12 protein-coding genes and 1 tRNA gene are annotated in these 12,202 nt (G+C 41.6%); 5 read left to right on the forward strand and 8 right to left on the reverse strand.

The window, feature by feature from the left end:
- Positions 1-80: 80 nt before the first annotated feature.
- The 3 genes from putP to OTG27_RS02770 all read right to left on the reverse strand — a co-directional run bounded on the left by putP (position 81) and on the right by OTG27_RS02770 (position 4,230).
- Positions 81-1,547, reverse strand: a complete 1,467-nt coding sequence (gene putP, locus OTG27_RS02760; protein ID WP_250161621.1) for a sodium/proline symporter PutP — start codon at positions 1,545-1,547, stop codon at positions 81-83.
- A 166-nt stretch (positions 1,548-1,713) separates the two neighbouring features.
- A complete protein-coding gene (pruA, locus tag OTG27_RS02765) occupies positions 1,714-3,255 on the reverse strand; it encodes an L-glutamate gamma-semialdehyde dehydrogenase (RefSeq protein WP_057277973.1) in 1,542 nt (513 codons plus the stop codon).
- 57 nt (positions 3,256-3,312) lie between these two features.
- Positions 3,313-4,230 (reverse strand): proline dehydrogenase family protein, encoded by a 918-nt coding sequence (locus OTG27_RS02770; protein WP_034310470.1) that lies wholly within the window; start codon positions 4,228-4,230, stop codon positions 3,313-3,315.
- 388 nt (positions 4,231-4,618) lie between these two features.
- Between OTG27_RS02770 and OTG27_RS02775 the strand changes: the two genes are divergently transcribed.
- On the forward strand, positions 4,619-4,783 hold the full coding sequence (locus OTG27_RS02775) for a hypothetical protein (RefSeq protein WP_156500233.1): 165 nt from the start codon (positions 4,619-4,621) through the stop codon (positions 4,781-4,783).
- 323 nt (positions 4,784-5,106) lie between these two features.
- Here OTG27_RS02775 and OTG27_RS02780 read toward each other — a convergent pair whose 3' ends face one another.
- Positions 5,107-5,337 carry a helix-turn-helix domain-containing protein gene (locus tag OTG27_RS02780; protein ID WP_034310472.1) on the reverse strand — a complete coding sequence of 77 codons (231 nt, stop codon included), beginning with the start codon at positions 5,335-5,337 and terminating at the stop codon, positions 5,107-5,109.
- Between the two features lie 237 nt (positions 5,338-5,574).
- Between OTG27_RS02780 and OTG27_RS02785 the strand changes: the two genes are divergently transcribed.
- The 3 genes from OTG27_RS02785 to OTG27_RS02795 all read left to right on the forward strand — a co-directional run bounded on the left by OTG27_RS02785 (position 5,575) and on the right by OTG27_RS02795 (position 7,778).
- Positions 5,575-5,970, forward strand: a complete 396-nt coding sequence (locus OTG27_RS02785; protein WP_063574828.1) for a VOC family protein — start codon at positions 5,575-5,577, stop codon at positions 5,968-5,970.
- Between the two features lie 24 nt (positions 5,971-5,994).
- Complete coding sequence (locus OTG27_RS02790) at positions 5,995-6,366, forward strand: MmcQ/YjbR family DNA-binding protein (protein WP_063574829.1); 372 nt, start codon at positions 5,995-5,997, stop codon at positions 6,364-6,366.
- A gap of 209 nt (positions 6,367-6,575) precedes the next feature.
- Entirely contained in the window at positions 6,576-7,778 is a 1,203-nt protein-coding gene (locus OTG27_RS02795) for an aminotransferase-like domain-containing protein (protein WP_268936132.1), read from the forward strand.
- 235 nt (positions 7,779-8,013) lie between these two features.
- Here OTG27_RS02795 and OTG27_RS02800 read toward each other — a convergent pair.
- The 3 genes from OTG27_RS02800 to OTG27_RS02810 all read right to left on the reverse strand — a co-directional run bounded on the left by OTG27_RS02800 (position 8,014) and on the right by OTG27_RS02810 (position 10,599).
- Positions 8,014-8,086 (reverse strand) — tRNA-Ala (locus tag OTG27_RS02800).
- A gap of 267 nt (positions 8,087-8,353) precedes the next feature.
- Positions 8,354-9,370 (reverse strand): beta-propeller fold lactonase family protein, encoded by a 1,017-nt coding sequence (locus OTG27_RS02805; protein ID WP_268936133.1) that lies wholly within the window; start codon positions 9,368-9,370, stop codon positions 8,354-8,356.
- 521 nt (positions 9,371-9,891) lie between these two features.
- Positions 9,892-10,599, reverse strand: coding sequence for an MgtC/SapB family protein (locus tag OTG27_RS02810; RefSeq protein WP_268936134.1), 708 nt, complete (start codon positions 10,597-10,599; stop codon positions 9,892-9,894).
- Positions 10,600-10,750: 151 nt separating this feature from the next.
- Between OTG27_RS02810 and OTG27_RS02815 the strand changes: the two genes are divergently transcribed.
- A complete protein-coding gene (locus OTG27_RS02815; RefSeq protein ID WP_307729995.1) occupies positions 10,751-11,650 on the forward strand; it encodes a DMT family transporter in 900 nt (299 codons plus the stop codon).
- A 32-nt stretch (positions 11,651-11,682) separates the two neighbouring features.
- Here the strand turns inward: OTG27_RS02815 and OTG27_RS02820 are convergent, their stop codons facing one another.
- Positions 11,683-11,868, reverse strand: a complete 186-nt coding sequence (locus OTG27_RS02820) for a hypothetical protein (protein WP_034310479.1) — start codon at positions 11,866-11,868, stop codon at positions 11,683-11,685.
- Positions 11,869-12,202 lie beyond the last annotated feature (334 nt).

A 12,202-nucleotide genomic window follows, 5' to 3' on the forward strand; every position in this document is an offset into this window, starting at 1 on the left:
TTTAAACTAATGATGTGTATAGGGGCAAGAACAAAGAAGGAACGGTATATGAAAAAATACCGTTCCTTTTAGGGGTTTTATTATTGTTTTAAAGTTTTTTCGAATTCTTCGAATTTCGCTTCTACTTCTTTTGATGGTTTCGCTGTTAGAAGACTGACCAGGATGATGGCGATCAAGCTTGCGCCAAAACCAGGAATCATTTCATAAAGCGTATCGGATAATCCAGCCATCGACCAGAAAATTACAGTAGCGGCACCAACGATCATCCCTGCTAAAGCGCCCCATCTTGTCATCCGTTTCCAGCATAGGCTCAGTAAGACCAACGGACCGAATGAAGAACCGAATCCAGCCCAAGCATACCCGACAAGTCCAAGAATTGTGTCATTCTGCTTCCAAGATAGGATCAGCGCGATGATCGAAATGATCAGTACGGAAAGCCTGCCCAGGAAAACAAGTTCTTTATCTGAAGCGGTACGGCGGAAGAAGGTTTTGTATATATCCTCTGTTAATGAGCTGGCGGTAACCAAAAGCTGCGAAGAAATCGTGCTCATGATGGCTGCCAGTATCGCTGAAATCAGGAAACCAGTGATAAGCGGGTGGAATAGGATTTCCCCTAATTCTATGAAAATCGTTTCAGGATCAGCTAACTTGAGACCGTTTTTGAAATAATACGTGATTCCGATGAATCCAGTCAGCATCGCACCGATACTGGAGAAGATCATCCAGCCCATTCCGATATTACGGGCTTTCTTGATTTCCTTAACAGAACTGATCGCCATAAAGCGGACAATGATATGCGGCTGTCCGAAGTAACCGAGTCCCCATGCAAACAGTGAGATGATTCCTAAAAAGCTCGTTCCTGTGAAGATATTCAATAGAGCTGGATCAATGGAACGTGCCGTGTCGATGGATTCACCGAATCCGCCCACATGAGTAAGGGTGACGATCGGGACAAGAACCAAGGCGATGACCATGATGATTCCTTGTACAAAGTCTGTCCAGCTTACTGCCAGGAATCCGCCGAATAATGTATAGGCGACGACGACACCTGTCAAAATCCATAAACCTGAATGGTAATCAAGTCCGAATGTACTTTGGAATAAGACACCGCCGGATACCATTCCGGAAGAAACGTAAAAGGTAAAGAATACGAGGATAACTAAAGCCGAAATGAGCCTTAAGATCTGTGAGCCCTCGCCAAAACGATTTTCCAGGAAAGCGGGGATCGTAATCGAGTTATTGGCTACTTCCGTATAAGTCCTCAATCTTGGTGCAACATACAGCCAGTTTGCATAGGCTCCCAGTGTGAGACCGATTACAATCCAGATGGAACTTAGTCCAGTTGCGAACATGGCACCAGGCATACCCATTAAAAGCCAACCGCTCATATCGGCGGCACCGGCGCTCAATGCAGTGACAGCAGGTCCAAGACCCCGGTCGCCCAGCATATAATCATTTAAATTGGAAGTTCTTTTGTAAGCGAAGTAACCAATGAAAAGCATGCCAGCCATGTAGATGCTGATTGAAATTATTAATGCGTAATCCATAAAAGACTCCCTTCGTGATGAAATATATAATTTTTTGTTTTAAAAGAGGAAGCAACCTATTTGTCACTTCCTCCATTTAACCTCGTTTCGGTTTCCGTATCCAGAATGGAAGATACGAAAACCATAGAGGTTTCAAATTATCTTCAAATTGCTTAATGGAACATTATCAGTATGTTTCGGATGTTGTTTTTGCTTGCATATGAAGCTGCAAGTAGTCCGGTCCGCCTGCCTTGGAATCAGTTCCTGACATGTTGAACCCGCCGAATGGCTGATAACCTACGATTGCACCAGTACAGCCGCGGTTGAAATACAAATTCCCCACATGGAATTCTTCGCGTGCTTTTTCCATGTTAAGGCGATTTGTCGTAATGACAGCCCCAGTCAAACCATATTCAGTGTTATTGGCAATCTCAAGTGCTTCGTTAAAGTCTTTGGCTTTTGTGAAGGCAACGACTGGTCCGAAGATTTCTTCTTGCATCAAGCGGCCTTGCGGATCGACATCAGCAACGATTGTCGGTTGAACGAAGTAGCCTGTAGAGCTATCTCCTTCTCCTCCAGTCAGAATGCGTCCTTCTTCGTTCCCGATTTCAATATAGCTCATGATTTTGTCAAAAGCAGCTTGATCGATAACCGGTCCCATGAAATGATTTTCTACAGGATTACCAACTGTAAGCTGTTTTGTTAATTCAACAGCGCGAGCTAAAACTTGATCATATACATCTTCAACGATGACAGCACGGGAACATGCAGAACATTTTTGTCCAGAGAAGCCAAATGCAGATTTCACGATCGATTGGGCAGCCAATTCAAGATCTGCCTCTTTGTCGACGACGATTGTATCTTTTCCGCCCATTTCAGCGATGACACGCTTCAGCCAAATTTGGCCTTCGTTCACTTCTGAAGCACGTTTGTAAATGCGCAGACCTACATCACGTGAACCTGTGAAGGAGATGAAACGTGTTTTAGGATGATCGACCAGGTAGTCGCCGACCTCTGCTCCGCTTCCTGGAACGAAATTCAACACACCTGCTGGAAGGCCTGCTTCAAGCATCACTTCAACGAATTTCGCAGCAACGATAGGAGTAGTAGAAGCTGGTTTCAACAGGATTGTGTTCCCGGTAACGATAGCGGCAACAGCTGTACCTGCCATGATCGCAAATGGGAAGTTCCAAGGAGAAATGATGATGCCTACTCCTAATGGAATGTAATCATAGCGGTTGAATTCTCCCGGACGGCTTTGAACAGGCACACCATCTTTAAGAGTCAGCATTTGACGAGCATAGAATTCAAGGAAATCGATTGCTTCCGCTGTATCAGCATCAGCCTCATTCCAAGGTTTTCCCGCTTCTTTCGTCAATAACGCAGAGAATTCATGCTTGCGTCTGCGAATGATGGCAGCGGCTTTGAACAAAACGTCAGCGCGGATTTCCGGCTTCACTTTTTTCCAGCTTTCAAATGCGGTAACAGCTTCCTGCATGGCTTTTTCAGCAAGGTCCCTATTCGCTTTCGATACGCGGCCGATGACCTCTTGCTTATCTGCCGGGTTGTATGAAACGATTTTCTCGTCAGTCGTCACTTGCTCTGCTCCGATATAAAGAGGGTAGTCTTGCCCTAAGTAGCCCTCAACAGTTTGAAGTGCTTCCTGATATGCTTTTTTGTTTTCCTCGTTTGTAAAATCAACAAATGGTTCGTGTTTATATGAAATCATTGATAATCACACCTTTTAATAGATTTTTTGTAGCAATTAATAATGTTGAAAGTTTATTTAGCTTCTGACCATCCCTTTGAAGGCAAAGGCAATATTGGATGGCCTTTCTGCAAGCCTTCTCATGAAGTATCCATACCAATCCAGACCGTATGGTACATAGACGCGCATTTTGTAACCTTGCTTGACCAATTCGTATTGAGTCTTGTTCCTCATGCCATAAAGCATTTGGAATTCGAATTGTGTATTTGGGATGTCATATTTCTTGGCCAGCTCTTTTGTATATTCGATGATTTTGTCATCATGTGAGGCAATGGCCGTATAATTTCCGTTAAGAAGACTTTGCTTAATCAACTTTTTATAGTTTTCGTCGACATCATTCTTCTCGGGAAAAGCCACCTCTGGAGATTCCTTGTAGGCACCCTTTACGAGACGAAGGAATGGCTTATATTGGCCAAGGTCCTCCAAATCCTTCTCTGTGCGGAATAAATATGCTTGTAGAACAGTACTTATGCAGCTGTATTTTTCTTTGAACTGTCTAAAGATATCGATTGTTGCCTGACAGCGAACTTCATCTTCCATATCAATCGTGACCATGACTTTATGTTTTTCGGCTGTATCAAGAATTTTCGTCATATTCTCAATCACTAGTTTATGATCGATATCAAGTCCCAAAGAAGTCATTTTCAGAGAAACCTGTGAATCAAGTTTTTCCCTGCTGATCATTTCGATGGTTTCGATGCATTCTGCCGTCCGTTCCAGAGTCACTTCCTTGGAATCAACGAATTCCCCAAGATGGTCGACTGTAACCGACAAGCCGCTATTATTAAGTTGTTTAATGAATTTAATGGAACTTTGGAAATCAGTTCCCCCAATGATCTTTCCAGCAGCAAAATTTCCTCCGCTTTTTTTAGCAATATTATTAAGCAGGTTATTCTTAGATAAAAATAAGAAAAAGTCCCTTGTAATGGCTTCCATATAAAGCGCACCCCCTAAGAAGATGTATTTCTTAAATTAAGCTTAAGGTTTTTCGACAATATTCTCAATGTTCTTAAAAAACAATAATTCTGTCATTTCTTTGTCGGTTTTGGACAAATGAAAAGGTTTACATTTCTGCAGTTGTAATGAAGGTTTATCTTTTGACTTAAAGAGAAACGCTAGAGGTAAAGCCTTTATTAGTGATTAGGACTAATATGAATGCGTTTAAAAGTGGCAACTCGACCATAATCATCCAATGCGTTATAATGAACCTTATTTAAAAGAATCGGTCAATGTTCGAAGAAAAAACGATAAATGAAGCTTTCAGACTTGAAATCGGTGAAAAACCGTAAAAATAAGTGCATCGGCAAGCCGGGGAGGATAATGAATGGATGCTGTACTTGAAGAACTTAGAGAAACATCGGGATTGATAGTAGGATTAATAATGGCCCTGGTAATTTTGGGTCTGATCGGTTATGCCCTTACGAATGTAAATGAATCCATCGTGTCACCTGTGGTTCAGTTCATAAAGAAAATGGTCGGCCGAAAATAGCTCAAGCGGAATACATAACCTTTTGTCCCTAATCGATAACTAGCCCTTGTTTAAAAGAAATCCCTGCAGGGTTTGTCTAAAAGGGACAAAAGAACCTCAATACATATCAGCCGAGAATGAAGAAAATCCCCCGCTCCTAATGGAAGTGGGGGATTTTAATTCAGGGGATGTCGTTGAATCTCAGCTGAACTTTGAAAAGCCGGGGCCGTTGGAATGAAGGTTATTTCCGAAAGGAAAGCTTGGGTTTTGGGAGCATGGATAGGAGAGTATGAACAAGAATTGAAAAATACATTTAGGCCCGCCCATAAGCCAGGCCTTTTTGTTTACAAATCAAAGTAGTCATCTGCCTTTGCGCCTGCATCTATACTTCGAACCGCCTTCATGATTTTCTTTAAAACCCCGGCTGACGGCACATACCTTGGATCGCTGCAAACTCTGCTTATCGTATTGCGTGAAATTCCTGACGCACTTACAAACTCCTCTTGAGTATATCCGTGCTTATCGATTAATTTACCGACCTTGCTTCGCGGCTTTCTCTTCCCGAATCTAAACATTTGATAACCTCCTAGAATGATTTACTAGCAGTCTCGTCCAGCTTTCACAAAAATATACACATAGTTTCGCAAATGTTTGGGATTCAAAGTTGAAAAGCGGTTCCCGGGTTGGTTGTATGATGAAGCTTCAATTTGTTTGAATTTATTTCCATTTAAATTATAATAATAAATAGGCAGCGAACACAGACTGAATAATGTAAATGAATGGCTAATTCATATGTACCTTAGGAGGAAATCATGGGAAGAATAGTTCATTTCGAAATTCATGTGAATGACATGGAACGGGCAAAGGCGTTTTATGGAGAGGTGTTCGGATGGTCATTTCAAGACTGGAGTGATTATGCAGGGATGCCTTACTTTGGAGCAGTGACTGGCAATGAGAATGAACATGGCATCGATGGTGCTTTGATGCAGCGCCAAAGTGCTCCGCCGGAAACAGGCCAAGCGTTAAATGCATTTGCGTGTACCATTGGCGTGGAAAACTACGATTTAACGGAAGCTAAAATTATCGAGAATGGCGGCAAGCTCGCAATGCCCAAATTTGCCCTGCCCGGAATGGCTTGGCAAGGATACTATATCGATCCCGAAGGCAATACTTTTGGAATTCATCAACCCGATGCGAATGCAAAATAGAGTGGATATTAGGTGAATTAAAACATGGAATCACGATACACGGAAGCCGTGCTTGATCATGTACGCAATATCTGTCTTGCACTGCCGGAAGCTGTTGAACATATTGATGGTTTCGGTCACAATACTTTTAAAATCAATGGAAAATCCTTCGTGATTTCTGGTGAAAGCGAGAAAGGATTCAGCTTGTCATTCAAGTCAGATCGAGAAACTCAAGAATTATTGCTACAGAAAGAGAAATATTTCAAAACCCCATATATAGGACGTCACGGTTGGGTTTCCATTCAAAATCCGGATAGGGAAGACTGGGATGAATTGACCTCTCTAATTCAAGAAGGTTATTTACGTGCGGCACCGAAACGTATGGTAAAGAAATGGAATGAGTTGAATACAAAGTGAAGAAAGGCGGACGATCTGCCTTTCTTTATTTTTTACGTGTAAGAGGGGCTCCGGAATTTGGAAAATATAAAGAGAGGGATTGTTGTCCCTCATCAGAAGAACGTTTAAAATTAATAGTAAGTTATGATTTGTATCTTATAATAAGCAGCTAACTTTAAAGATTGCGAGATTCAATCAAGATTTGATTGAAGGAAAGGTGTTTGGTTGAAGTGAATGTTGAATCTTTTTTTTCTGAGAACATTAAAGCGGCACTTAAGAATGATCCGCCCGGTGCATGGATGCCAGATCTGCCAGATGGTTGTATTCGCTTGAGTTCAGGCTATCCTGATCCTGCTCTCGTTCCTGCTGAGGAGCTTAAGGAAGCTGTAGCCAGACTTCTTGATGAGGAGCAGGATTTGCCGCTCCATTATCTCGGAAGTCCGCGAATTCCAAGACTAAAGAAGCAAATCCAGAAAAGGTTGGCAGAGCGTGGAATATGCGTTTTGGAAGAACAGCTTTTGATTACATCAGGAGCTTGCCAGGGGATTGATCTTATTGCCCGCGTTCTTCTTGATGATAAAGCGGTTGTAGCGGTAGAGTCTCCCACCTATATGGAGGCTTTGGAGATTTTTCAAAACTATACGAAACGGATTATTAGTATACCCATAGATGAACAGGGACTCCAAACATGCCGATTAAAGGAAATGCTGGATGAAAGGAAACGCACAGGCCAAACCCTCCCGCGTTTTTTATATACAATCCCAACTTTTCAAAATCCAACTGGAACGACTATGACAAATGAGCGCCGGGAGCATTTATTGGAGCTTTCCATCGAGTATGATTTCCTCATTCTGGAGGATGATGCATACGGAGAATTATCCTTCGATGAAAATCCGGTACCAATAAAATCTATTGATAAATGCGGGCGAGTCCTGCAAGTTGGGTCATTATCCAAGGTTGTTGCGCCAGGAATGCGGATTGGATGGATAGCGGGAGAAAGTGAATTCATTAAGGCTTTTGAGTGGTTTAAAAAAGATTTAGACCATCCGTTTGCTCAAAGTTCAATGGCTGTATACTTAGAAAATACCGATTTTGAGAAACGGCTCGACCTTTTAAAAAATACGTATCATTCTAAATGCACTGCGTTAATCCATTCGATGGAACAATTCCTTCCAGAATCCGTTTCCTGGTATGTTCCAGATGGCGGTTACTTTGTATGGGTGAGAATTCCAGGAGCGGATACATCGCTGTTATTATCACAGGCTCTGGCTAATGGTGTTTCGTATGTTCCAGGGAAATACTTTTTCTTGGATCAAAACGATGGAACCGAGTTTCTCCGGCTCTCGTTCAGTTATGCCGATGAGAAAGAAATGATCGAGGGAATACGAAGACTAGGGCAGCTTATCGCATCTAGTGTCCTGAAGGATTGTTAATTTGTTAATCTATTAGTTATTTCGATGTATTTATGCGCCTGCTTCCTTAAAAGGGGGTAGGTTTTTTATTATAAAAGCAAAAATATGTTCCGAGCATGAGAGAGGAAAAGGCTCATACATTACGTTTAAAAAAAGTATGGAAATTTTATCGCAGTGATTGAAGAAATATTAGGGGGCAGTGGTGGAAAAATTGACAAAAAGAAAAAACCCTTGATATATCAAGGGTTTTCGGAAATGGAGCATAGCGGGATCGAACCGCTGACCTCTACGCTGCCAGCGTAGCGCTCTCCCAGCTGAGCTAATGCCCCGAATTGAGGTACAATAATTATTTTATCGGATTTTGGTGAAAAGTCAATATAAAATATAAGATTTTTGCAAAAATGATAAAAAATCCGTTTGAGGATAGTCAAACGGATCAGACTAGAGACGTGATGAATCACGTAGCTACAGATTTTTTGTTTATACGATTGGATGTAAAAGACCTGCCGCAAAAGATTTCATGTTAATCCATCTCTGGGTTCATTTTCATTTATCACGTGCTTCATCAGATTCTAGTATTTTAAGCTTATATTTTTTTACTTATCCTGAATTATATCCGTGATGGTGTATGTTTTAACATCAACACGTGCAATGGAGAGATCTCGGTTTAATACATAAGCCTGATCCCCATCCTGACTAAAGACGATTGCTTGCCTTGGTTCTTTGAACCCCCCGATTGTCTTAACTACGCGGTGATCAGCGACATTGATCACGTCAATCGTATGATCAGCTTTGTTGCTTGCGAAAAGGAGTTTATCATCAGGAGATAGAGCAGCGCCATATGGCTCGCGTCCCACTTTGATTTCACCCTTTATATTACCATCTAGTGTATCCACTGCGGAAATGCTGTTGCGTCCGCTGTTGGCTGCATATAATGTTCCTCCATCAGCGGTAATCGAGATTCCGCGAATACTGGAGAAACCTGTTATTTCACGAATGATTTTTTTGGTGGCGGCATCAACGATAGAGACTTTATCTCCTTGAAAGTTCGTGACAAAGATATATTTTCCGTCCGAAGAGACTTTAATGCCTTGTCTTGGTTGGGCGAAACCGGTAATGACGTCAATCGGTTTTCGTTTTTCCAGATCCACAATCGTGACGGAATTGTGTGCTTGATTGTTCACATACAATGTCTTGCCATCCGGACTGACAGCGGTCCCGAATGCACCTGGACCAACGACAACTTCATCTTTCAAGGTGAAGTTTTTTAAGCTGTAAAAACGAATCGTACCGAGAGTACTATCAGAGACGATAAACTCTGAGCCGCCGTCAATAAACACGATGTTTCTCGGTGAACCGAAGCCGTCGATCTTTTTACGCAGCTTGCCTTTAGTAAGATCATAGACCAGGATGGATTGTTCACGGCTATCCGAGACAATCGCTATTTGTTCATCCGGACTTACGGCAAGGGAATTGTTGGTGATGTGGGTGTCAAAGCCTGTCGCCAACTCTGGGCTTTTACTTTTAATAGAAGAAGCACCTATTACATTTGGTATGAAAAGCACAAATAGTAAGGGTATCCATATACTTTTTACCTTCATTTTTTTAAACATCACTCACCTCGGGAAATTATTTTCTTGATAATGGTTTATATCCCTGTCAATATCATGCTGGTTGTCCTGACCACCTTCCTTTAAAATGTTTAAGTCAAGCCAGAGTTCGTCCTTTCACTATATATAACGAATAGAGCAGGATATCGGTTTGGTCATTTTGTAATTATAATAAATGTATAGAATGGACCCTTAGATGAATAATGGATTAGGCCACAGTGAAGTCACGTAACACTAGACTTCCTCTCTGACCGATGGATGAGAGTAAATATCCATATATAGGTGTTAGATTCTGATGCTGGAGATAAAAACTGAGGATTGTGGAAGTTTCGATTGGTTTAAGCAGGCAAGACTTAGCCATTCATTGATGTCCAGCTGGACTTGCCAAGGGGTTAAAACTGGTTTAACGGAGTGGACTCGTATAGGTATGGAGGAAAGTTAAGGAGAATTTCAAAAGGGGTTCGGAATGTTTAATTCCCAACCCCTTTTATGAACTGTTTGAGTGCAGTCAAACGGCCTTTAATTTATACATTTTCGATCTCCACCCGTGCAATTTCCTTAAGATTGGAGACGGTGTAATACACTTCCGATGTTCTGACTTTGTGATCGACCAGAACTTTAAGGGTCAAAAGGTGGTTGTCATTTGCCACATCTTTGATTCTGAGATTTTTGATGAATATTTTTTCGTCTTTGATTTTTTTCAGTACGATTGCAATGTCATCTTTATTTTGTACGACCAGCTGCAGAAAGATTTCTTTTTGCCGTAACTTCATCGGTCCGAGCCAGGTGACGATTGCGGGCACCAATTCTACACTAATGATCAATAAGATGACGCCGGCTATGGCCTCGAGAAAAAAACCAGCTCCAACGGCAATCCCTATTCCCGCCGCTCCCCAGATGATGGCGGCTGTCGTTAAACCGGATATGCTGTTGTTGTCACGCCGGAGAATGACACCTGCACCTATAAAACCGACGCCGGAAACGATCTGGGCCGCAAGACGTAAGGGGTCCATTGTGATATTAACGTCTTCGCTACCCGGGAATTTATAAGCGGATTCCATGGAAACGATCGTTAATAAACAGCTGACGATTGAAATGACCAGGCTTGTTTTTAATCCAACGGGTTTTCGTTTCATTTCTCGCTCTAGGCCGATAATTAGTCCAAGGAGAGCTGAAATCCCCAATTTGATTAGGATTTGCAGTTCCGATTGAGGGTTGAATGTCCATTCCATTTTGTTTCACCACTTCCAAATTATTATCGAAGAATAAAATCGTCTGTTGCCATATACCCGTTTTTCAAAAAAAACTACCCTAATAATTTTAACATAGTAGAATAGAGTTCTATGTAACGTAATTCCGTTGAAAGGAGGAATCTAAGTGCAAATGCCAAAAGTGAATCCCTATGTAGCGTTGGCAATCGGCGTGGCATCCGTATCGTTTTCGGCCATCCTTGTTAAATTGGCGACCGCTCCATCGGGTGTTATCGCCTTTTACCGTTTATTATTTACCGTCCTTATTATGCTGCCGGTTTTCGTGGTGAAATACCGTCATGAACTTAAATTCATTGAAAAAAAGGATTGGCTGTATTCGATTGCTGCAGGAGTGTTTTTGGCTTTTCATTTTATCTTATGGTTTGAATCGCTTAATTACACATCGGTCGCAAGTTCAACCGTCCTTGTAACCCTCCAGCCTTTATTCGCTTTTGCCGGAGCCTACCTGTTTTTTAAAGAAAGATTTTCAGTGAAGGCAATATTGAGCGGCATCATTGCGATAGCAGGCAGCCTTGTCATTAGCTGGGGTGATTTGAGAATCAGCGGCATGGCGCTTTGGGGAGATATTCTTTCGCTTGTCGCATGTGCGCTCGTAACCGGATATTTACTGTTTGGTCAAAATGTCCGAAAACGCATCTCTTCTATAACATATACATTTGTCGTGTATGCAATCAGCGCCGTCGCCTTGTTTTTTTATGTGATCTTCAAGGGTGAGGCATTGGCGCCTTATCCTGCTTCCGATTGGATCTATTTCGTTTTGCTTGCCATTTTCCCGACTTTATTAGGACATTCTTTATTCAATTGGTCACTAAAATGGTTAAGCACATCGACGCTTTCGATGGGAATATTGCTTGAACCGGTGGGAGCGACAATTCTGGCTTACTTCATATTAGATGAACCGATACTCTGGACGCAGGTCCTTGGAGGTACCATCATATTGGGTGGTTTGATGATGTTCTTAAAGGATGAAAAGAAAAGCAAGGAACATAAAGAGGCGCAAGTCTCCGTATAAAAGCAGTAAGTCTCCCGACTTACTGCTTTTATCTAATATGGGTGAAACAAATAGGTGATCCGTGTGAAAATCAAAGCGAAAGTAAAGCTGAATAAAAACGTCGTACCATTCACCTTGCCTTTTTCTCTGCTGAACTTGATGGCTTCATAAAAAGCGGTACTGAATAAGTAAAGGGCCATACTGTAGGAAATGAGTAATCCGATTAATGGCAGATTCATTGCTTCACCTCATGGAAAAAAGATATCTATATATGACTATTTGTGTTTCTTTGGAAATATGCTTCGTTTATTCATAAAACATGGGCATGGCCCGGATGTAGGGAAGGGGTGTGATGATGTAAAGAATATATAGAAGGAAATAGGTGAATATGTTTTTTTTGAAAAAAGTTTTTAAAAACGTATTGCAAACATTTTTAGTACATGGTATATTATTTCTTGTCGCTAAGACAGCAACTTAAACAGCTAACAAGTTGTTAAAAAAGATTTTAAAAAAGTTGTTGACGAAACGTGACAGAATGTGTTACATTATAGAGGTCGCTTCTGAGAGAAACGA

The organism is Peribacillus sp. AS_2, from assembly GCF_026891895.1.
Taxonomy (GTDB): domain Bacteria; phylum Bacillota; class Bacilli; order Bacillales; family DSM-1321; genus Peribacillus; species Peribacillus frigoritolerans.